This window comes from Pseudomonas karstica (assembly GCF_009707515.1).
In the GTDB taxonomy this organism is placed as follows: domain Bacteria; phylum Pseudomonadota; class Gammaproteobacteria; order Pseudomonadales; family Pseudomonadaceae; genus Aquipseudomonas; species Aquipseudomonas karstica.
Window position 1 is genome coordinate 156,075 of sequence record NZ_WLYI01000005.1, and the last position, 20,615, is coordinate 176,689.

The 20,615-nt window shown below is 59.3% G+C and carries 18 protein-coding genes and 1 pseudogene; 10 read left to right on the forward strand and 9 right to left on the reverse strand.

All coding sequences use genetic code 11. From position 1 onward, the window contains the following. Nucleotides 1-41: 41 nt before the first annotated feature. From parE to GIR22_RS05780, 5 genes are all read left to right on the forward strand, one after another. Nucleotides 42-1,946, forward strand: a complete 1,905-nt coding sequence (gene parE, locus GIR22_RS05760) for a DNA topoisomerase IV subunit B (protein WP_154742394.1) — start codon at nt 42-44, stop codon at nt 1,944-1,946. Continuing rightward, a complete protein-coding gene (locus tag GIR22_RS05765) occupies nt 1,946-2,950 on the forward strand; it encodes an esterase-like activity of phytase family protein (protein ID WP_154742395.1) in 1,005 nt (334 codons plus the stop codon). The genes parE and GIR22_RS05765 overlap by 1 nt, the downstream gene beginning before the upstream one ends. Beyond that, nucleotides 2,947-3,465: a retropepsin-like aspartic protease family protein gene (locus GIR22_RS05770; protein ID WP_154742396.1), complete on the forward strand. Its 519-nt coding sequence runs from the start codon at nt 2,947-2,949 to the stop codon at nt 3,463-3,465. Before GIR22_RS05765 ends, GIR22_RS05770 begins: the two co-directional genes overlap by 4 nt. A 10-nt stretch (nt 3,466-3,475) precedes the next feature. After that, nucleotides 3,476-5,740: a DNA topoisomerase IV subunit A gene (parC, locus tag GIR22_RS05775; protein ID WP_154742397.1), complete on the forward strand. Its 2,265-nt coding sequence runs from the start codon at nt 3,476-3,478 to the stop codon at nt 5,738-5,740. 178 nt (nt 5,741-5,918) lie between these two features. After that, entirely contained in the window at nt 5,919-6,623 is a 705-nt protein-coding gene (locus tag GIR22_RS05780) for a PqiC family protein (protein WP_154742398.1), read from the forward strand. A 106-nt stretch (nt 6,624-6,729) separates the two neighbouring features. On the opposite strand, the gene GIR22_RS05785 is transcribed toward GIR22_RS05780, so the two are convergent. Then, a complete protein-coding gene (locus GIR22_RS05785) occupies nt 6,730-8,262 on the reverse strand; it encodes an AhpA/YtjB family protein (protein ID WP_178122108.1) in 1,533 nt (510 codons plus the stop codon). A gap of 134 nt (nt 8,263-8,396) precedes the next feature. On the opposite strand from GIR22_RS05785, the gene serB reads away from it, so the two are divergent. Then, the gene (gene serB, locus GIR22_RS05790) at nt 8,397-9,611 is read left to right on the forward strand and encodes a phosphoserine phosphatase SerB (protein WP_154742399.1); all 1,215 of its coding nucleotides are present in this window, start codon (nt 8,397-8,399) and stop codon (nt 9,609-9,611) included. Nucleotides 9,612-9,679: 68 nt separating this feature from the next. Here serB and asd read toward each other — a convergent pair whose 3' ends face one another. From asd to GIR22_RS05805, 3 genes are read right to left on the reverse strand one after another with little or no spacing between them, the layout of a single operon-like run. After that, on the reverse strand, nt 9,680-10,540 hold the full coding sequence (gene asd, locus GIR22_RS05795; RefSeq protein WP_154742400.1) for an archaetidylserine decarboxylase: 861 nt from the start codon (nt 10,538-10,540) through the stop codon (nt 9,680-9,682). Between the two features lie 16 nt (nt 10,541-10,556). Continuing rightward, nucleotides 10,557-11,372: a rhodanese-like domain-containing protein gene (locus tag GIR22_RS05800; protein WP_154742401.1), complete on the reverse strand. Its 816-nt coding sequence runs from the start codon at nt 11,370-11,372 to the stop codon at nt 10,557-10,559. A gap of 57 nt (nt 11,373-11,429) precedes the next feature. Further along, nucleotides 11,430-12,965, reverse strand: a complete 1,536-nt coding sequence (locus tag GIR22_RS05805) for an HDOD domain-containing protein (protein ID WP_154742402.1) — start codon at nt 12,963-12,965, stop codon at nt 11,430-11,432. A gap of 166 nt (nt 12,966-13,131) precedes the next feature. Here GIR22_RS05805 and motA point away from each other — a divergent pair, with 166 nt between their 5' ends. Both motA and motB read left to right on the forward strand, forming a co-directional pair. Continuing rightward, a complete protein-coding gene (gene motA, locus GIR22_RS05810) occupies nt 13,132-13,983 on the forward strand; it encodes a flagellar motor stator protein MotA (RefSeq protein ID WP_154742403.1) in 852 nt (283 codons plus the stop codon). 3 nt (nt 13,984-13,986) lie between these two features. Continuing rightward, complete coding sequence (motB, locus tag GIR22_RS05815; RefSeq protein WP_154742404.1) at nt 13,987-15,003, forward strand: flagellar motor protein MotB; 1,017 nt, start codon at nt 13,987-13,989, stop codon at nt 15,001-15,003. Between the two features lie 52 nt (nt 15,004-15,055). On the opposite strand, the gene GIR22_RS05820 is transcribed toward motB, so the two are convergent. The 4 genes and pseudogenes from GIR22_RS05820 to rsgA form a co-directional block, all read right to left on the reverse strand. Further along, nucleotides 15,056-15,541 (reverse strand): toll/interleukin-1 receptor domain-containing protein, encoded by a 486-nt coding sequence (locus GIR22_RS05820; protein ID WP_154742405.1) that lies wholly within the window; start codon nt 15,539-15,541, stop codon nt 15,056-15,058. Continuing rightward, nucleotides 15,541-16,501, reverse strand: a pseudogene (locus tag GIR22_RS05825) (caspase family protein). The gene GIR22_RS05820 and the pseudogene GIR22_RS05825 overlap by 1 nt, the downstream one beginning before the upstream one ends. A gap of 3 nt (nt 16,502-16,504) precedes the next feature. Continuing rightward, nucleotides 16,505-16,912, reverse strand: coding sequence for a TIR domain-containing protein (locus GIR22_RS05830; RefSeq protein ID WP_154742406.1), 408 nt, complete (start codon nt 16,910-16,912; stop codon nt 16,505-16,507). A 238-nt stretch (nt 16,913-17,150) separates the two neighbouring features. Continuing rightward, nucleotides 17,151-18,182 carry a small ribosomal subunit biogenesis GTPase RsgA gene (gene rsgA / locus GIR22_RS05835; RefSeq protein WP_154742407.1) on the reverse strand — a complete coding sequence of 344 codons (1,032 nt, stop codon included), beginning with the start codon at nt 18,180-18,182 and terminating at the stop codon, nt 17,151-17,153. Between the two features lie 106 nt (nt 18,183-18,288). Here rsgA and orn point away from each other — a divergent pair, with 106 nt between their 5' ends. Further along, nucleotides 18,289-18,831 carry an oligoribonuclease gene (gene orn / locus GIR22_RS05840; RefSeq protein WP_154742408.1) on the forward strand — a complete coding sequence of 181 codons (543 nt, stop codon included), beginning with the start codon at nt 18,289-18,291 and terminating at the stop codon, nt 18,829-18,831. A gap of 106 nt (nt 18,832-18,937) precedes the next feature. Then, complete coding sequence (locus GIR22_RS05845) at nt 18,938-19,552, forward strand: TRIC cation channel family protein (protein ID WP_178122114.1); 615 nt, start codon at nt 18,938-18,940, stop codon at nt 19,550-19,552. Here GIR22_RS05845 and queG read toward each other — a convergent pair. Continuing rightward, nucleotides 19,534-20,613 carry a tRNA epoxyqueuosine(34) reductase QueG gene (gene queG / locus GIR22_RS05850; RefSeq protein WP_154742410.1) on the reverse strand — a complete coding sequence of 360 codons (1,080 nt, stop codon included), beginning with the start codon at nt 20,611-20,613 and terminating at the stop codon, nt 19,534-19,536. The two genes, GIR22_RS05845 and queG, sit on opposite strands and share 19 nt — an antisense overlap. Nucleotides 20,614-20,615 lie beyond the last annotated feature (2 nt).

Consider the following 20,615-nt stretch of genomic DNA (forward strand, 5'->3'; position numbering starts at 1 on the left):
CGCAGGTTACTTTTTAATCGAACGACTCACGACGAGACCCCATGGCCACTCCCAGCGCTAGCTCTTATAACGCCGACGCCATCGAAGTCCTCTCGGGCCTCGACCCGGTGCGCAAACGCCCCGGCATGTACACCGACACCAGTCGGCCGAACCATCTTGCCCAGGAAGTCATCGACAACAGCGTCGACGAAGCCTTGGCCGGGCACGCCAAGTCGGTACAAGTCATTCTCCACGCCGATCACTCCCTGGAAGTCAGCGACGATGGTCGCGGCATGCCGGTGGATATTCACCCGGAAGAGGGTGTGTCGGGCGTCGAGTTGATCCTCACTAAACTGCATGCTGGCGGCAAGTTCTCCAACAAGAACTACCAGTTCTCCGGCGGCTTGCACGGTGTCGGTATTTCGGTGGTCAATGCCTTGTCGACGCAGGTGCGGGTCAAGGTCAAGCGCGACGGCAACGAATACGAGATGACGTTCGCCGACGGCTATAAAGCCACCGAACTGGAAGTGGTTGGCACTGTTGGCAAGCGCAACACCGGCACCACCGTGTACTTCGCACCGGATCCGAAATACTTCGATTCACCCAAATTCTCCATCAGCCGCCTCAAGCATGTACTCAAGGCCAAGGCCGTGCTGTGCCCGGGGCTGCTGGTCAGCTTTGAAGACAAAGGCACCGGCGAAAAAGTCGAGTGGCACTACGAAGACGGTCTGCGCTCCTACCTGGAAGACTCTGTCAGCGAATTCGAGCGTCTGCCCAACGAGCCGTTCTGCGGCAGTTTGGCCGGTAATAAAGAAGCTGTGGACTGGGCCTTGCTGTGGTTGCCTGACGGTGGCGACAGCGTTCAGGAAAGCTACGTCAACCTGATTCCGACCGCCCAGGGAGGTACCCACGTCAACGGTTTGCGCCAGGGTTTGCTGGATGCCATGCGCGAATTCTGCGAATACCGCAGCCTGTTGCCGCGCGGCGTGAAGTTGGCGCCGGAAGACGTCTGGGAGCGGATCGCCTTCGTCCTGTCGATGAAAATGCAGGAGCCGCAATTCTCCGGCCAGACCAAGGAGCGCTTGTCGTCCCGTGAGGCGGCAGCGTTTGTCTCCGGGGTGGTCAAGGATGCGTTCAGCCTGTGGCTCAACGAGCACCCGGAGCTGGGCCTGGCCCTGGCGGAGTTGGCGATCAACAATGCCGGTCGCCGCCTGAAAGCCAGCAAGAAAGTCGAGCGCAAGCGTATCACCCAGGGCCCGGCACTGCCTGGCAAGCTGGCGGACTGCGCGGGGCAAGACCCGATGCGTTCCGAGCTGTTCCTGGTGGAAGGTGATTCCGCCGGTGGTTCCGCCAAGCAAGCGCGGGACAAGGAGTTCCAGGCGATCCTGCCGCTGCGGGGCAAGATCCTTAATACCTGGGAAGTCGATGGCAGCGAAGTACTGGCCAGCCAGGAAGTACACAACATCGCCGTGGCCATTGGGGTCGACCCGGGTGCGGCGGACATCAGCCAGTTGCGCTACGGCAAGGTCTGCATTCTCGCCGACGCCGACTCCGACGGTTTGCACATTGCCACCTTGCTTTGCGCATTGTTCGTCCAGCATTTCCGCCCGTTGGTGGATGCCGGTCACGTCTACGTCGCCATGCCGCCGCTGTACCGGATCGACCTGGGCAAGGAGATTTTCTACGCTCTGGACGAAGCCGAGCGTGACGGCATTCTTGATCGACTGGTGGCCGAGAAGAAACGCGGCAAACCGCAAGTCACCCGATTTAAAGGCCTGGGTGAAATGAACCCGCCGCAACTGCGGGAAACCACCATGGACCCGAACACTCGGCGCCTGGTGCAGTTGACCCTGGAAGACTTTGCCGCCACCTCGGAAATGATGGACATGCTGCTGGCCAAGAAGCGAGCACCGGATCGCAAGAGCTGGCTGGAATCCAAAGGCAACCTGGCCGAGGTTCTGGGTTGATGCGCAGCGGTTTCGCCCTGGCGATACTGTTGTTAAGCGGATTGGCGGCCACCCCGGTGGTTGCCGGGCCCGTTGCCGAGCTCAAGTTGATCGCTGAACACCCGGTGGACGGCATGCGCGGCGGTAATCTGTCGGGCCTGGCCATGTGTCGCGATGGGCTGTGGGCGGTATCCGATCGTGACGATGATCGAATATACCGACTCGATACATCCTCAGATGTCTGGAAAGCCGAGAAGTACGGGCTTGATGTTCCGCCAGTGCCAGACTCCGGATTGCCCTGGGGTTTGCGCTCGCGTACCAAGGCAGCATCGTTTATTCGCGGTGGCGACCTGGATTTTGAAGGCATCAGCTGCGACAGCGTGGGCAATCGCTATATTGTCAGCGAATCCCACGCAGCTGTTTTAAGGGTGCCGTTCTCCGGTGATTATGGCGATACCGAGTGGCTGAAGATTGCCCCCAGCATGGTTCGCGAGGCCCGGGCCAGTGGCATGTTGCTGCACTTCAATGCCTTGTTTGAAGGCCTGGCGGTCAACCCCGAGGGTAATCAGATCTGGCTGGCGGCCGAGCGGGAGCGGCGAGGGCTGATCTCCATCAAGCGCCCGCAAAGTGTCTGGGATTGCGATGGGGCCTGTGTGCTGCTGAGCGAAGCGGGCCAGCGCATGCAGCCGGCACAGTTCCCCGGTGCCAAAGCAGTGTCCAAAGACTTTGCCGACCTTGCGCTGTTCAATGGCAAGCTGTTTACCCTGGAGCGCAATGCGTTCCAGATCTGCCGTCGGGACACCATCACGGCTCAGGTCGAAATGTGCTGGTCCTATGCTGAGGACTCGCTGGTGCCGAATCGGCGTTATCCCCAGGCTTATGGCCTGGCCGAAGCCCTGGTGATTGACGCTGATGGCGCCTGGATGGGGATCGACAATAATTTTGGCCCCCGTGTCGATGGTGAAAAACGGCCGATGGTCTATCGTTTCGCAGCCCCGGCCGGTGGCTGGAGCGCCAAGCCATGAGTGCGCCGCCTGGCAAGCGCGCCGGACGTGTGCTGATGTTTGTAGCCTGGGGCGCCGGGTTGTTTTTGGCTACACGATTTTTTGGGCAGTGGGAGGCGCGCCAGCAAAATCCCAATGCCGTGGTTACTTCGGAGCAACACGAGGGTTACATCGAAGTAAAACTGGTTGGCAACGGCCAGGGGCATTTCGTTGCCAGCGGCCAGATCAACGGCCAGCCGGTGGCGTTCATGCTCGACACTGGCGCCACCGACGTGGCGGTGCCAGCCGGGTTGGCCGAGCGCCTGGGGCTTGAACGGGGTATGCCGGTGACCTTGAGCACGGCCAACGGTCGCAGCCAGGGTTATCGCACCCGCCTGGAGCGCCTGCAATTGGGCGATATCGTCCTGCAGGACGTCCGCGCCCTGGTGGCGCCGGGCTTGGGTGGCGAGCAAGTGCTGTTGGGCATGAGCGCATTGAAACAACTTGAATTTACCCAGCGTGGCGGCACTTTGCTGCTGCGCCAGACCAAACAATGATGAGGCCCGCATGAGTGACATCCTTGCAGACAGCTTAGATGGCGTTGAACGCCGATCGCTGGCTGACTTCACCGAAAGTGCCTACCTCAACTACTCCATGTACGTGATCATGGACCGTGCATTGCCGCATATCGGCGACGGCCTGAAACCGGTACAGCGGCGCATTATCTACGCCATGAGTGAGTTGGGCCTGGACGCCGACTCCAAGCACAAGAAGTCTGCACGCACCGTCGGTGACGTGCTCGGCAAGTTTCACCCCCACGGCGACTCGGCCTGCTATGAAGCCATGGTGCTGATGGCCCAGCCGTTCAGCTACCGTTACACCCTGGTGGACGGTCAGGGCAACTGGGGTGCGCCGGATGATCCCAAGTCCTTTGCCGCCATGCGTTACACCGAGGCGCGCTTGTCCCGTTACTCGGAAGTTCTGCTCAGCGAACTGGGCCAGGGCACGGCCAACTGGGGTCCGAACTTTGACGGTACCCTTGAAGAACCGCTGGTGTTGCCGGCTCGTTTGCCGAATATCCTGCTCAATGGCACCACCGGCATCGCAGTCGGCATGGCCACCGATGTGCCACCGCACAACCTGCGGGAAGTCGCCACCGCGTGCGTACGTTTGCTCGATGAACCCAAGGCTACCGTCGAACAGCTGTGTGAGCATATCCAGGGCCCGGACTACCCGACCGAAGCGGAAATCATCACGCCTCGCGCCGATCTGCTGAAAATGTACGAAACCGGCAAGGGGTCGGTGCGCATGCGCGCCGTGTACCACGCCGAAGACGGTGACATCATCGTCACCGCCTTGCCGCACCAGGTCTCCGGCGCCAAGGTGCTGGAGCAGATCGCCGCGCTGATGCAGGCCAAACCGTCGAAACTGCCACAAGTGGCTGACCTGCGTGATGAGTCCGACCACGAAAACCCATGCCGCATCGTGATCATCCCGACCAACAGCCGGGTCGACCACGAAGTGCTGATGCAACACCTGTTCGCCAGCACCGACCTGGAATCCAGCTACCGGGTCAACGTCAACATCATCGGCCTGGATGGCAAGCCGCAGTTGAAGAACCTGCGTGCCTTGCTGGTTGAATGGTTGGAATTCCGGGTGCAGACCGTGCGTCGACGCCTGCAGTTCCGCCTGGACAAGGTCGAGCGCCGGCTGCACTTGTTGGACGGCTTGTTGATTGCCTACCTCAACCTGGATGAAGTGATTCATATCATCCGTACCGCCGAACACCCGAAGGCCGACCTGATCGCGCGTTTCGAGCTGAGCGAGATCCAGGCCGACTACATCCTCGACACCCGCCTGCGTCAGTTGGCGCGATTGGAAGAGATGAAACTGCGGGACGAGCAAGACGCGCTGCTCAAGGAGCAAGCCAAGCTGCAAGCCTTGCTGGGTAGCGAAGCCAAACTCAAGAAGCTGGTGCGCAGCGAACTGATCAAGGACGCCGAAACCTATGGCGACGACCGACGCTCGCCGATTGTCCAGCGGGCCGAGGCCAAGGCCCTGACGGAAACCGAGTTGCTGCCCAACGAGAAAATTACCGTCGTTCTGTCGGAAAAGGGTTGGGTTCGTTCTGCCAAGGGGCATGATATCGATGCCACGGGGCTGTCCTACAAGGCGGGCGACGGTTTCAAGACCGCTGCAGCCGGGCGCTCCAACCAGTTTGCAGTGTTTATCGACTCCACCGGTCGCAGTTATTCGGTGCCCGCCCATACCTTGCCGTCGGCGCGAGGCCAGGGCGAGCCGTTGACCGGTCGCCTGACGCCGCCACCGGGAGCGAACTTTGAATGCGTGCTGCTGCCGGATGACGATGCGCTGTATGTCATCGCCTCCGATGCCGGCTACGGGTTCGTGGTCAAGGGGGAAGACCTGCAGGCCAAGAACAAGGCGGGCAAGGCATTGTTGAGCCTGCCGAACAATGCCAAGGTTATCTTGCCGCGTCCGGTCAGTGATCGTAATGGCAACTGGCTGGCCTCGGTGACCACCGAAGGTCGATTACTGATCTTCAAGATCAGTGACTTGCCGCAGTTGGGTAAAGGCAAGGGCAACAAGATCATCGGTATTCCTGGAGAGCGGGTGGCCAGTCGCGAGGAGTTCGTGACCGACATCGCTGTTATCCCGGAAGGCTCGACCTTGGTGCTGCAGGCCGGCAAGCGCACACTGTCGCTGCGTCCGGATGATCTCGAACACTACAAGGGTGAGCGTGGTCGCCGTGGGAACAAACTGCCTCGAGGCTTCCAACGAGTGGACGCGTTATTGGTAGACACGCCCGTTTAAGGCGATTTAAAGCTCCCGATCTACGATTTAACCCGTAGATCGACGCTTTGGCGCTGGAGTCATGGCGTATATTCACGGATGATATGGCCTTTCCAGCGCCAGCGTGGCTGAGCGCGTAATAGGTTATTTTTGAGTATTACATTGTGGTTCGCCTTGTGGCAGCCACTTGGATGGGATGATGACAGCTCCACGCCTTCCTTTATTTTTGTTGCTCGCTGGCCTTTTGGGGCTGGCGGGTTGCAGTACGCACCAACCGGTATCGCTGTATCAACTGGACAGCGGAAGTCCGACTCAACCTGCACAAAGTGATGGCATGGCCATATTGCTTGGCCCGGTTGTGGTGGCTGATTACCTGCAACGCGAAACCCTGCTGCAGCGTCAGAACGACGGCAGCCTGCAAGGTTCTATCGACGGTCGTTGGGCGGGTAGCCTTTCGTCCGACATCAACCAGTTGTTGTTGCGTCAGGTGGCCGGTCATCTAGACAGCCAGCGCGTGGTGTTGGCGCCGGCGTCGGCGGGTTTTGCCCCGGACGTACAGGTGCTGCTGACGATTACCCGCCTGGACTCCGGAGCTTCGCAGCCGGCGATCCTCGATGCGCAGTGGCGTTTGATCGACCGCCGTGGCCAGGTGCGAGACAATCGCATCGTGCACTTGCAGGAAGAGCACGCGGGTACCACGGCCTCCCAGGTCCAGGCTCAAGGTGTGTTGCTGCAGCATTTGGCGGAACAATTGTCGGTGGCGCTCAAGCCATTGGCCAACCAGCCACCGATCGCTGAAGTGCCACGCAAGCCAGCATCGGCACAAGCCAAGCCTGCGCCGGAGAAGCCGAAGATGCCAATGGCTTCGCCGATTCGTACCGATCTGGAAGTGTTCAGGTTCTGATACAGCCCTACGCTTCGGCAGCGGCTGCACGGCACCTTTAAAGCCGCCCCAATGAAAAAGCCCGCAGATGATCGCTCATCTGCGGGCTTTTTGTTGGGCCTGGGGTTTAGTCCTTGGCCCGCGTTTCATGCATCCGCGCCAGTTGCCGCTCCAGCATCGATGGGTAAGGTTCCATCAACCGCTCTACGCAGCACGCGCCCTCTGGGCTGGCAATCGGCCGGATCCGTGCCCGTTGGCGAATCAGTAGGTCATCACTGATCTTGCGCTCCACCAGTAGCAGGTTGCGGCTGTGTTGAGACAGCGCCAGGGCATCCTGGGCGGTTTCGGTCAGCAGCAGGTCGATCTGGCTCATGCCGTACAGGTCGTCGCCTACCGTCAGCCCCAGTTGCAGTTGCAAGGTGATACCACTGTCGGCCACTTCGATTTGTAGCGCGTGCCCCAGCGCCCGCAGCAATTCGCCGCAGCAGATGGCATTGGTCAGATAATCTTCGCCGCTGTCTTCACTGTGGAACAACATCAACGTGCTGCCGTCGTTCAGGGTGTGCAATTCGCTTTGATACAGCGATGCGGCCTGGTCGAGGCAATCACGATAACGCTCCAGCAGTTCGGTCAGGCGTGCGCGAGGCAGGCGGCGCAGTTGGTCCTGGGCACCAAGCTGCACTGCCAGTACAGCGCTGTGTTGTGGCTCGGTGTTCTGTACAGGAACCGGCTTTAACAGGGGCGTGGTTGGCGGCGAGTTGTCACGCAGATCGGCGAATGGATCGTCCTCGTCCAGATCGTCCTCTTCAGCCTTGATCGCCAGGCGTGTTGCGGGCTTGAGGCCGGCCACGGGTGCGGGTTCGTCGAAGCCTGGATCACGTAGGTTGTGCGCTTCAAAGTCGGGTTCGTCGTCTTCGTACTCGGTATCGTCGTAGTCAGGCTCGGGTTCAGGCTCGGGAGCTATCGGTTCCGGAGCAAAGCTTGTGTGCAACTGACGGGCAAGGTCGCCGATTTCATCCTGGCGGTCAGTGGCCGGGGTGTGTTCGTCGATATCCCGCAGCCAGATGCGCAATTGCATCAATGGCGTGGAGATGTGCCGCCCCAGGCGTAGGCTCAAGGCCAGGGACAACGCCAACAGGATCGCACTCAAGATGCCCATGCTTTGCAGGCTGATGGTCATCGGTTGCTGAAACTGCTGCATGTCCAGGCTGATACGCAGTTGCCCGGCCTTCACGTCCTGAAAGGTGATATTGCTCGAATACAGGCCTTCGGCCTCCCTCAACAGGCCATTTTTCGGGCGTTGCCCGGCTTCGGCCATGATCCGGTTGTCCGCGCTGTAAATGGCGGCGTGAGCCACCAGCGGGTTCTTGGTCAGGTTATTGAGCAGCACGTTCAGGCTGAGGATGTCGTTGGACACCAACAGCTCCGTCGCCGAGGTGGCGGTCTGGGTGGTCAAGCTGGCGCCCAGGGCATCCGCTTGCTCGTGCATGGCCTGCTTGAACTGCAATCCCATCACGCAGGCGTAGATCACCAAGGCCAGAGCGACCAGGATCACGTTATGGCTGGCGATGCGTAATGCGATCGGTACACGGCGATGACGCAGTGCCCGGAAGATCAGCAGGAAGAAGTTATCGGTTTTTACTGGCGTGGGCCGGTTCACTTAAGCTCGGCTCTTTAGTCCGTGAAGTTGACGCGCAGTATAGCGACAGGCCTAAGACCGGCAAAGCGCTCGCTGCGCCCGATGGTCACTGAAAGTGGGTAGAATGCGGTTTTTTTCTACCTCGGGGGTGCGCTTTGCGCGAAATTGTCCTGATTAACATCACCGGCGAAGATCGTCCGGGTCTTACCGCAGCCATTACCGGCGTCCTGGCTCAGGGTGGAGTGAGCATTCTCGACATCGGCCAGGCGGTGATCCACGACACCTTGTCGTTTGGCATCCTCGTGGAGATTCCAAGCACCGAGCAAGCCTCGTCCGTGCTCAAGGACATCCTGTTTACGGCTTATAAGTTGGATCAGCAGGTGCGTTTCACCCCGGTGTCTGAAAAGGACTACCAGCACTGGGTCGCTGGCCAAGGCAAAAAACGCCACATCGTAACTCTGTTGACCCGCAAGGTAACCGCAGAGCAATTGCAACGTGTCAGTTCGATTACTGCGCAATATGGACTGAATATCGACCATATCGACCGTCTGTCGGGGCGCATGCCGTTGGACACGCCGGCCGATCAAGGCAAGGGTTGCATCGAGTTTTCGGTGCGCGGTGACCCGGCCGATCCCCAAGCCCTGCGTGCCGAGTTCCTCAGCGTCGCCCAGGAACTGAATGTCGATATCGCTTTTCAGGAAGACTCGCTGTTTCGTCGCAATCGTCGCCTGGCCGTATTCGACATGGACTCGACACTGATCGAAGCCGAAGTCATCGACGAATTAGCCAAGGCCGCTGGCGTCGGCGAGCAAGTCTCGGCCATCACCGAGCGGGCTATGGCGGGTGAGTTGGACTTTCGCGCCAGTTTTAAAGAGCGCCTTGCGCTGCTCAAGGGCCTGGACGTCAGCGTACTGGACTCCATCGGTGAGTCGCTGCGTCTGACTGAAGGCGCAGAAACCCTGTTCGCCGAACTCAAGCGCCTGGGCTATAAAACCGCGATCCTCTCGGGTGGATTCACCTTCTTCGCCAAGCAATTGCAGGCCAAGTTGGGCATCGATTATGTATTCGCCAACGAGTTGGAAGTGGTGGATGGCAAGGTGACTGGCGTGGCGGTGGAGCCGATTGTCGACGCACAGCGTAAGGCTGATTTGCTCAAAGAGTTGGCGCACAAGGAAGGGTTGCGACTGGAGCAGACCATCGCGGTGGGCGACGGTGCAAACGATTTGCCGATGTTGGCAATTGCCGGGTTGGGCGTTGCGTTCCGTGCCAAGCCATTGGTCAAGCAATCGGCCAAGCAGGCGATTTCGACCTTGGGGCTGGATGGGGTGCTATACCTGCTGGGCTTGCGCGACCGCGACGGTCAGTTGTAACCCCGCAAGATACGGTAGGAGCGAGCAAGAACTAGGCGTCCCCCTCGCTCCTACAGTTATCGGTTCGATCAAGCCTTCGGCAAGCCGATGCCCTGACCCATCTGTACCGGCGTCCCCGCCACGAACTCCTCGGCCCACTTCACCTGGCCCGGGCCAAACAGTACGATCGCCGTCGAGCCCAGTTTGAAGCGCCCCAGCTCTGCACCTTTTTCCAGGTGGATCGGCCCGCGGGCAGCTTCGTCGTAACGCACGGTTTTGAGCTCGCGCTTGGGCGGCGTGACCAAGCCAGCCCAGACGGTTTCAATCGACGCCACAATCATTGCGCCGACCAGCACCACGGCCATCGGGCCACGTTCGGTGTCGAATATGCAGGCAACCCGCTCGTTGCGTGCAAACAGCTCCGGCACATTCTCTGCCGTGGTCTGGTTCACCGAGAAGATTCGCCCAGGGATGTAGACCATTTCCCGCAGAGTGCCGGCCAGTGGCATGTGGACGCGGTGATAGTCTTTCGGCGACAGGTAAACAGTGGCGAAGTCGCCGCCCATGAACGGAGCAGCAACAGCGGCGTCGCCGCCAAGCAATTCCAGCACGCTGAAGCTGTGGCCTTTGGCCTGGAATACGCGGCCATGCTCGATCGGGCCGAGTTGGCTGAAGGCGCCATCGGCCGGGCTCAGTACGGCGTCGGGGGTTGGGTCCAACGGCCGTGCGCCGTCTTTCAGGGCGCGGGTAAAGAAGGCATTGAAGTGCTCGTAAGCCGTCACGTCTTCCACCAGGGCCTGGGACATGTCCACCTGATAACGCTTGGCGAACCAGCTGGTGAAGGCATTCTTGAACCAGCGCACGCGGCATTCGGCAATGCAGCCTGCCAGCCGCGACAGCAGGTGGTGGGGCAGCAGGTATTGGCTGAGGATGAACAAACGTTTTTTCATTAATTGTCCTTAAACCTTAAGTCTCGACAGGGGTGTCGGGGTGATTGCCCCATTCGCCCCAGGAACCGGCATAACCTTTGACTCGCGGATAACCGAGCGCCTTGGCCACCAGGTAGGTGAAGCCAGAACGGTGGTGAGTCTGGCAGTGGGTGATGATTTCTTTGTCTTTGGTCAGCCCCAGGTCTTCGAGGATCTGCGGCATGTCACGGCGGATACGCAGGTTGCGTGTCTTGTCCATGCCGGCGGTCCACTCAAAGTTCACGGCGCCGGGAATGTGCCCGCCCTTGGCCGCGAGGACTTTCTCTCCGGAATATTCCAGTGGCCCACGGGCGTCCCAGATACCCAGGTCGGCAGCACCCAGGCGGCTTTGCAGGTACTCGCGGGTGGCGGTGGGCTCTTCATGCAGGGTCAGGTTGACCGGACCGCCGGCCAGGGCTGGGACGTCGGTTGAGACGGGGTGTTTCTCATCCAGCCACGCCAGCAGGCCGCCGTCGAGGTAGTGATATTTTGGGTGGCCGATCACGTCGAGCATCCAGATAAAGCGTCCGGCCCAGCCACCACCTTCGTCGTCGTACACCACGTAGGTAGCGTCCGGGGAATGGCCCAGTTCGCCGAACAGCTTTTCCAGGTCTGCCTTGGCTGGCAGCAGGCCCGGTGCGGGCGGCTGGCCCAGTTGTGTGCGCTTGGGGTCGACGAAATGCGCGCCGGGGATATGCCCTTCGGCATAACGGGCGGCGCTGGTGAGGTCCACCAGAATCAGCTGTTCAGCGGTGAGGCGACCAAGCAGGTCGCTGGATTCGATCACCAGCGGCAAGCCAGAGAAGTCAGGCATGTGAGGTCTCCTGGGCACAAATGTTCGCGGTAAAGGAGGGCGATTGTAGCGCAAGCATCAGGCGCTGCGGTTGGTAAAGCTGTGCAAGGCCTTCTCGATGCACTGGGCGGTTTTGCCGAAGGCTTGTACGGTGGTTTCCGAGAACGGCCCACCGCCCTGGTCGGCCACCATCAGCATCACTACTCGGCCATTGCTGCTCAGGGAGCGCAACAATAGATGCTCGCCGATGAACAGGTGGCGAAGCTGGGCCGGCAGCAATACCGAAAACTGGGCATGGTTGTCTGGCGTCAGGCGCACTTGGGCGGACTTTTCCAGCAGGCGTTGCAGCAGCGTGCTTTGTGCAACATCCAGGCTCAGGTGGGCGGCCTCCTTGGGCAAACCGTCGACCTGGTGCGCTCGCAAGGTGCTCAAGGTTCGATCAGTCATCAGCAACATCACCCGGTGCATGCCGCTGGCTACCAGCGCCTCTTTGGCGCAAGTGGTCAGGTGCATGGCATTGGCAAAGCGACTCGGTTGCACCAACAATTCGGTACACCGCTTGCGCCATGTCGCCAAGGCTTCGGCGGTCGGAGGCGGTGCCGGGAGCGGGTCACGATCAGTTCGTTGCACATTCCATGGCCAGATCAATGACAGTGCCGGGTGCCAAAGATCGCCCGTCAGGTCCTTGCGGGCACTGGTGACCGCTTGCTGGTGAACCTGTTGCTGCACCTCACCCAAGGGTTCTTGCAGGTACAGTGCGGCCAGGTATTGCCAGCGCTGGGTGTGCGGGCAGGCCCAGGATTCCTGGGCCGACATGGCCAGGCCGTTGGCCAGCAGTACCGTGTTGGCCGGCTGGTTCAACCAACGACGCAGTGTCGGGTCGGCATCCAGCAGTTGCTGTTGGCGCAGCGGCTCGTCTTCCCGGGCAATATGCAGCGCTTTGACCAGCAGACGCTGTTCGTTCAGCAGCAGGGTGTAGCCCTGGGAAACCCAGATCGGCAGGTGCCAGGCCTCGGTCAGGCCCAGGCACAGTTCCAGCAGGCGCACGCCAAACAATGCCTGCTCGACCTTGTGTGCCGACTGGCCTTTATGAATTACCCGCAGTTCCCACTCCTCCAGCAACGTCGGATAGGCAATCGCCATCGGCCACAGGGGCGAGAGAAACAGCAGGCTGCCCCAGTGGATGTCTTGCCACAGCCGTGCCAGGCGGCTGGCGAACAGGCCACTGGCTTGTTGCGAAGCGTGCTGGCTGATCATTTGCAGTTGGCGCAGGGCCACGGGGATTTCATCGAGGGGTACAGACGGCAGGCGGGCCAGCAGCTCCTCGGTGCGTTTCAAACCGAGGCGGTTGATCGCTATTTCAAGATTATCCGCCGGTTCCGCGAGGCTGCCATGGCTGTGATGGTTGGCCTCACGCATCACACTGAGCACCAGTGCCGGGCTGTTTTGCATCAGCTCTGCAATATCCCGCAACGATCGGCGGCTGTCGCCGATGGCTTTGCACACCTGCTCGTGGTTCGCCCGGGGAACGGGCAGCACAACATCGTTCAACCGCTTTATCCAGCCGGTTATCGTGTTGGGTTTGGGAGTAGGGACTGTTGTTTCATTAGCCATGATTAGCGCGCGATCATCATTTGCGGTCAACACGCCCGGAGCGGGCCTAACTGGTTTTTCGCTTTGGCGGGCTACAGTCTGGCGCAGATTTGCCGATAAGTAGAAGAAGAGTTTTTAGATCTTGCAAATATGTCCATGAACCCGACGGTACAAGTACTCATCCCCTATGGCTAAAATTATCGGCATCATCGTCGTCATCGCGAGCGTGCTCGGCGGATACGTCCTGTCCCACGGTAAAATTGCAGCGCTGATCCAGCCCTTCGAAGTGCTGATTATTGGTGGCGCGGCATTTGGTGCATTCCTGCAAGCCAACCCTGGCTACATGACCATGCACGTGATCAAGAAGTCGCTGGGCATGTTCAGCTCGCGCTTCACCCACACCTTCTACCTGGAAGTACTGGGGCTGATTTACGAGATTCTCAACAAGAGTCGCCGCGAGGGCATGATGGCCATTGAAGGCGACATCGAGGACGCTGCGGCGAGCCCGATTTTCGCCAAGTACCCGGGCGTGCTCAAAGACGAGCGCATGACCGCCTACATCTGCGACTACCTGCGCATCATGTCTTCCGGCAACATGGCACCCCATGAGCTGGAAGGCTTGTTCGATATGGAGTTGTTCAGCCTCAAGGAAGAGCTCGAGCACCCCTCCCATGCCGTGACTGGCATCGCCGACGGTATGCCTGGTTTCGGTATTGTCGCGGCGGTCCTCGGGATCGTGGTGACCATGGCTTCTCTTGGCGAGGGCGATCAGAAAGCCATCGGTATGCACGTTGGTGCGGCACTGGTGGGGACCTTCTTCGGTATTCTCGCCGCCTATGGTTTCTTCGGTCCCCTGGCGACGTCCCTGGCCCATGATGCCAAGGAAGAACTGAACGTCTACGAGGCGATCAAGGCGTCCCTGGTGGCGTCGGCTTCCGGTATGCCGCCGTCCCTGGCGGTGGAGTTTGGTCGCAAGGTGCTGTATCCGAAGCATCGACCAAGCTTTGTCGAGCTCGAACAAGCAGTTCGCGGTCGCTAAGCCATGGAAAACAATCAGCCGATCATTATCAAGCGCGTCAAGCGCTTCCCTGCGAGGCATCACGGCGGCGCCTGGAAAATCGCCTTTGCCGACTTCGCGACGGCGATGATGGCGTTCTTTTTGGTGCTGTGGCTGATGTCCACTGCCACCCCGGAACAAAAGATCGCTATCGCCGGTTACTTCAAGGATCCCATTGGTTTTTCCGAGAGCGGCACACCTTTCGTGATCGACCTGGGAGGCTCGCCGAAATTGGCACCCGAGCGCACTATCAACCCGGAAGCCAAGACCGAGTCGCCCCAGGAAAATATTCCCATTGAGCGTGAGACCGTCGAAAGCATGGTTGAGCAGGAACGATTGGAGTTGCTCCTGCAGGAGTTGCAGAAGAAGGTTGACGAGAACCCGCAGTTGGAGAAATTCAAGGACCAGATCCTGTTCCAGATCACCCCGGATGGCTTGCGCATCCAGATCATGGACGCCGCCAACCGGCCGATGTTCGACTCCGGCAGTGCGCGCTTGAAGCCGTACTTCGAGGATATTTTGCTGGCCATGGCTGACACTATCAAGGCGGTGCCGAACAAGATCAGCGTCAGTGGGCATACGGATGCCAAGCCGTATTCGGGCCTGGGTGATTTTGGCAACTGGGAGCTGTCCGCCAACCGCGCCAATGCCGCGCGTCGTGCTTTGGTCGCTGGCAGCTATCCGGATGAGCAAGTGGCGCGCGTGGTGGGTTTTGCTTCCTCGCAGCTGTTTGACCTCAAAGACCCGCTCAATCCGGTCAACCGCCGCATCGATATCGTAGTGCTGACCAAAAAGGCCCAGCGTGCGATTGAAGGTGAGCAGGGCGCAGCCCAGCCGGCGCTACCCACTCAAGGTGACGGTGCGCCAGGCGAAGTGCCGGCGGATCCGAATGCGCTGCCACCGGAGCAGGAGCCTTTGCCGGCCCATGAACTGCGGCAACGGCTCAACCTGTTCGATGACGGCGGGGCGAAAGACCCGACTCAGCCAGTCACTGGCTCATAAGCCAGGTACAGCAAGGCCGCGATGATCGCGGCCTTGCTGTACCTGGCGTGTGTTAGTAGCCGCGACGGACTCGGGCTTTGAGTTGGTTGTGAAAGAACTCGGCGTTTTGCTGGTAGACGCTGCGCATGGATTCATTGACGGAACCCGGGGCCATTGACCGCTTGGTAGTCGCTTCGTCGCAGTAGGCTTCAATGAAAAAGCTTATGTCGGTGTCGCTGGTCAGTTTTGGCCATTTGTCCAGATACAGGGGCAGCTCGCTGGTGCCAGTCTTGAAAGAGCAAATCCGTCGATTGCTGATCGTGGCCTCTCCAATTTCAAACGGCACCCACCAGGATCGTGCGGTGTGTTCGGAAACGACTGCCAGCAGATGAGTGCATTCGGTGATGCGGCGCGTGATGACGCCGGTAATGTCATCGGTGGTTTGTGATTCGGCGTCCAATACATCGATGTAGGTCTTGATGTTTGCCCGCGTCAGGCGAGCATTGATAGCCATGGCTTGTACGCGGTCGGTATGGCGATAGCTGATAAATACCGGCATCAGAAGTGTCCTTTGATGGCAAGTTCGCGGTAGTAGGCGCCCAGCGCTGTAAGGCGGCAGCCGGTCGAATTGATTGCGGCGTAATACATGTGCTCAGCGTCGACAGGTTCGATCAGGCTGTGGCGATTGCACTTCTGTAGCTGGGAAAAAATCTCTCCGTTGTCAGAGTCAAACTCGCTCGCTGTGGGCTCGTAACTGGGGTTGAGAGGGAATACGTAACTGGCGTCTGGGAACCATTCCTTGAATTTTCGTAACGTCTCCTCCGCTATCAGGGGGGCGACTTCACGCAATGGGACAAACTGCGAAACATTGGTTTTGAACACAGGGCGCTGTTCCCAAGCGCCGAGTGCGTTATCCACGAACGAATACACGCTGCCCGGAGTGATCTTGCCCAGGACGTTTGCTGCTCCGCCGTGCAGCGCCTGCAATAACAGGTCGGTGAAGACGCCGTGACCACTGGTTTCCAGCGCTGACTGCTGTTGCTTGCAGGCGGTGAGAATGGTCACGCCCTCGCCAAGCACGCTAGTGCCTGCACGCAAATCACGCATGGCTCCGGCGGCACCAGCCTGGCAGCAGTCAAGAATGATGATTTTGTTTTTGACCTGTGTGGCCTTGGCTGCCCAATTCAAAATATCGCTGATACGAATCCCTTCGCCGCCGGGTTCAAAGTCCTGGGGGATCAATAGGCCTTCATCGATGTTTGTGTCGAATTGGCCATGCCCGGCGAAGTAAAGAAGTGCAACATCGCAGTCACCGGAAAATAAATTTTGAATATGCTGTTTCAGGGTGGCGAGTGTTAGGTTTTCTTCTGCGGAGGTCAGGACTTTGTTGCTGAAGTTGGGTCGGCCGTTCGCGTGACGTTCCAATTAAAGAAGCCATCGCAATGGCGTCATTGTTGCAGCCCGATAGCGGTGAAACATACTGGTAGTTATTAATGCCAATAAAAAGTGCCTTGCGCATGGTTCAGGCTTCCGTGTGCAGGCGAATGGCACCGACGATGCTGTTGGTATTCCATGCGCACTCTGCATTGGCCGCCTCGCGCACGACCGTGGAAATACGTTCGGCGCCAAACGGTTTGATCGCGATAATGACTTTGCCCATGCGCTGGGCAATCTCGATTTCCTTGTTGATCCACTTGCTGTAGGTGGAATACATCCCCGCCATGATCAGCACCGCCGAGCACGGGCGAATCTTGTTTTCGATGGCGGTTTCAAGTTCCTTGTCGGTCTGCGCGCCGATGATCGGGTTGTGCGGCGGTACCGAGAAGTTCTTGAAGTTAAATGTCGGGTGGGCAGTCAGCAGATTTACCAACTTGTCGTGTGCATCTGAGTAGTTCCACGAATGACTGATAAACAGATGGTAAGTTTGCATGGCATTCCCTTGGGGCATTTCGCATTGATCGTTTGCGGCATCGATTGATGGTGCCGAGATGGCGGAATGTAAGGGAATAAGTGCGTAATAAAACTGTGCTTTTAATAAAGAGAAGAACCCTTCATTTAGCGGGATTTATATCCTACGGAGGATTCTTTGTGCGATGGGGTATTGGGAATGTAGGACGAGGGGCCTTGCCAAGTAGCCCGGCACAGGAGCCGGGCCACTATCGCGATGTTTAATAACTGGTTTCAGGCAAGCTGGCGATGATCGAGCGATAGCTGTTCATCCGCTGCTGTTGCACACGGCCCTCTTCCAGGGCCTTGAGCAGGGCGCAACCCGGCTCGCGATCATGTTTGCAGTCACGGAAGCGGCAGGTGCCGATCAAGTCGTTGAACTCGATAAAGCCCGCTTCTACATCCGTGCGGCTGACATGGCCCAGGCCAAACTCGCGAATCCCTGGGGAGTCGATCAACTCACCGCCGCCCGGGAAGTGGAACAACCGCGCGGTGGTGGTGGTGTGGGTACCCTGGCCGGACAGTTCCGACAGCGGCCCCACACGGGTCTCGACTTCCGGCAGCAGGCTGTTGACCAGCGATGACTTGCCCACGCCCGATTGGCCAACGAACACACTGATGCGCCCGTCCAACTGTTGTTGCAGTTGTTCCATGCCATTGCCGTGGTGGGCCGAGACTTCCAACACTGGGTAGCCCAGGGTGCGGTAGACCGCCAGCAATGCATTGAGCGCCGGAGCGTTCTGCTCATCGATCAAGTCGAACTTGTTCAGCAGCAACAGCGGGCGGATGCCAGCATGCTCGGCCGCCACCAGGTAGCGGTCGATCAGGTTGGCATGGGGTTCGGGCAGTGGCGCGAAGACGATGACGATCATGTCGACGTTGGCCGCCACCGGCTTGAGCTGGCCTCGGCTGTCTGGGCGGCGCAGTTCGGTAGTACGCGGCAGTTGGGCGACGATCACGCCGATGCCCTGGTTGCCGGCACGCCACACCACCTGGTCACCGGTGACCAGCGCGGGCAGGTTGGCGCGCAAGTGGCAACGGAACACGGAGCCGGCGTGTTCGCCTTCTTTAGCCTCGACTTCGACCTGCACACCAAAGTGCGCGATCACCAGGCCCGTTTGTTCGGGCCCCAGGTCGCCGCCTTCAAGCGCGTCTACAGCGCTGGATTCACGTTTGGCGGCGCGGGCAGCGCGTTCGCCTTGAATCTTTTCGATGCGCCAGTTTTGGCGACGGTTGAGCTGGCGTTTGGCCATTGGTGTTCCGTGTCGATAATGCAAAGGTTAGGTAAAACGGTCGCGAGTCTAGCACGCCCTGCCTGCTAAACTGCGCAGCTACGCCAAGGTGCCAAGGAACCACGACATGCAAAACCAACAGAACCTGATTTGGATCGATCTGGAAATGACCGGTCTGAACCCTGACACCGACGTCATCATCGAAATGGCGACCATTGTCACCGACAGCAACCTCAATACCTTGGCCGAAGGCCCCGTCATCGCGATCCACCACAGCGACGCAGTGCTCGCCACCATGGATGAGTGGAACACCCGCACCCACGGCGGTTCGGGCCTGACCCAGCGAGTGCGTGAAAGCCGCATCAGCATGGCCGAAGCCGAGTCCGAAACCATTGCCTTCCTGGAACAGTGGGTGCCCAAGGGCAAGTCGCCGATCTGTGGTAACAGCATTTGCCAGGACCGACGCTTTCTCTATACCTATATGAAAGCGCTGGAAAGTTACTTTCACTATCGCAATCTGGATGTGTCGACCTTGAAAGAGCTGGCCGCACGCTGGGCACCGGAAGTCAAAGACAGCTTCCATAAAGGCAGCACCCACCTGGCGCTGGATGACATTCGCGAGTCGATTGCCGAGTTGCAGCATTATCGCAAGCATTTCATCAAGTTCTGATTCCGCAGGGCGTTCCCGCGCAGAGCGTAGGAACGATCAGTCAGTGCGCCCCCTTTTGGTGCCCTCGTCAAATGATTAGACTGCGCACCTCTTTGCACGGATCGCCATCATGCTGCTGATGCTCTACCTCATTGCCATCACCGCTGAAGCCATGACCGGTGCCTTGTCTGCCGGTCGGCGCGGCATGGATTGGTTCGGCGTGGTGCTGATCGCCTGTGTGACGGCACTGGGCGGCGGTTCGGTGCGGGACGTGCTGCTGGGTCACTATCCGCTGACATGGGTCAAGCACCCGGAATACCTGGTACTGACTTCCATCGCCGCGTTGGTGACGATCTTTATCGCGCCGCTGATGCGCCATCTGCGTTCGTTGTTTCTGGCCCTGGACGCCGTGGGCCTGGTGGCGTTTACCCTGATCGGCTGCATGACCGCCCTGGAAATGGGCCACGGCATGCTGGTGGCTTCGGTCAGCGGCGTCATTACCGGGGTATTTGGCGGCATTCTGCGGGACATCTTCTGCAACGATATCCCATTGATCTTCCGCCGCGAACTGTATGCCAGCGTGTCCTTCCTCGCTGCCTGGTTCTACCTGCTGTGCATCTACCTGGAACTGCCCAGTGAGCAAGCGATCCTGCTCACGCTATTCAGTGGGTTTCTACTGCGTTTGCTGGCGATCCGTTTTCACTGGGAAATGCCCAAGTTCGTCTACAACGACGAACACTGACGCTGGGCGTGCTGGTTCAGCGCCCATTCCACATGTTCGCGCACCAGTTCCGATGGGTAATCCCGGCGTGCGTTCAAGGCCTCCAGTACTGCAATGCTTGATGGTGCATTGCCCAGGCCCACTGCCAGGTTGCGCAGCCAGCGCTCATAACCGGCTCGGCGTAGCGGTGAGCCTTCGGTACTACTGAGGAACTTATCCTCATCCCACCTGAACAGCTCGGCCAGTTCTGTGTTATCCAGATTATGCCGTGGCTTGAAATCGCCTTCGGTCGAGGTTCGCGCGAAACGATTCCATGGACAAACGATCTGACAGTCATCGCAACCGAAGACTCGATTGCCAATCAGTGGCCGCAGGTCCTCGGGGATTGCACTCTTGAGCTCAATGGTCAGGTAGGAAATACAGCGTCGGGCGTCCAGCATATAAGGCCCGACGAAGGCATTGGTGGGGCAGATATCCAGGCACGCGGTGCAACTGCCACAGTGTTCGCTGGTGTGAGGTGGATCGACCGGTAACGGCAGGTCGACAAACAGTTCGCTCAAGAAGAAGTAACTGCCGGCCTTGCGATTGAGTACCAGGGTGTTTTTACCGATCCAGCCCAGCCCGGCTTGTTCGGCGATGGCTTTTTCCAGCACCGGGGCGCTGTCGACAAAGGCGCGAAAGCCGAAGGGGCCGATTTGCGCCTGAATACGGTCCGCCAGTTGCTGCACGCGCTTGCGGATCAGCTTGTGATAGTCGCGGCCCAGAGCGTAACGGGAGATATAGGCTTTTTCGGGTTGGGCCAGCAATTGCGCCATGTGTGTGTCGCCGGGCAGGTAATCCATGCGCAGGGACACCACGCGCAAGGTGCCGGGCACCAGCTCATCGGGGTGAGAGCGTTTGCTGCCATGGGCGCCCATGTAATCCATTTCGCCATGGTAGCCGGCGTCGAGCCAGCGCTGCAGATGGTGTTCGTGCTCGCCCAGGTCCAGGCCGCTGATGCCCACTTGTTGAAAGCCCAACTCGCGGCCCCAGTCTTTGATCGATTGGGCGAGGGCGGGCAGGTCGGAGGTGATAGCAGGCATGA

Excerpts from the sequence above, each read along its gene's own strand:
- parE (WP_154742394.1), top strand. The coding sequence starts at position 42 with ATGGCCACTCCCAGCGCTAGCTCTTATAACGCCGACGCCATCGAAGTC.
- GIR22_RS05765 (WP_154742395.1), top strand. The coding sequence starts at position 1,946 with ATGCGCAGCGGTTTCGCCCTGGCGATACTGTTGTTAAGCGGATTGGCG.
- GIR22_RS05770 (WP_154742396.1), top strand. The coding sequence starts at position 2,947 with ATGAGTGCGCCGCCTGGCAAGCGCGCCGGACGTGTGCTGATGTTTGTA.
- parC (WP_154742397.1), top strand. The coding sequence starts at position 3,476 with ATGAGTGACATCCTTGCAGACAGCTTAGATGGCGTTGAACGCCGATCG.
- GIR22_RS05780 (WP_154742398.1), top strand. The coding sequence starts at position 5,919 with ATGACAGCTCCACGCCTTCCTTTATTTTTGTTGCTCGCTGGCCTTTTG.
- asd (WP_154742400.1), bottom strand. The coding sequence starts at position 10,540 with ATGAAAAAACGTTTGTTCATCCTCAGCCAATACCTGCTGCCCCACCAC.
- GIR22_RS05800 (WP_154742401.1), bottom strand. The coding sequence starts at position 11,372 with ATGCCTGACTTCTCTGGCTTGCCGCTGGTGATCGAATCCAGCGACCTG.
- GIR22_RS05805 (WP_154742402.1), bottom strand. The coding sequence starts at position 12,965 with ATGGCTAATGAAACAACAGTCCCTACTCCCAAACCCAACACGATAACC.
- motA (WP_154742403.1), top strand. The coding sequence starts at position 13,132 with ATGGCTAAAATTATCGGCATCATCGTCGTCATCGCGAGCGTGCTCGGC.
- motB (WP_154742404.1), top strand. The coding sequence starts at position 13,987 with ATGGAAAACAATCAGCCGATCATTATCAAGCGCGTCAAGCGCTTCCCT.
- GIR22_RS05820 (WP_154742405.1), bottom strand. The coding sequence starts at position 15,541 with ATGCCGGTATTTATCAGCTATCGCCATACCGACCGCGTACAAGCCATG.
- GIR22_RS05830 (WP_154742406.1), bottom strand. The coding sequence starts at position 16,912 with ATGCAAACTTACCATCTGTTTATCAGTCATTCGTGGAACTACTCAGAT.
- rsgA (WP_154742407.1), bottom strand. The coding sequence starts at position 18,182 with ATGGCCAAACGCCAGCTCAACCGTCGCCAAAACTGGCGCATCGAAAAG.
- orn (WP_154742408.1), top strand. The coding sequence starts at position 18,289 with ATGCAAAACCAACAGAACCTGATTTGGATCGATCTGGAAATGACCGGT.
- queG (WP_154742410.1), bottom strand. The coding sequence starts at position 20,613 with ATGCCTGCTATCACCTCCGACCTGCCCGCCCTCGCCCAATCGATCAAA.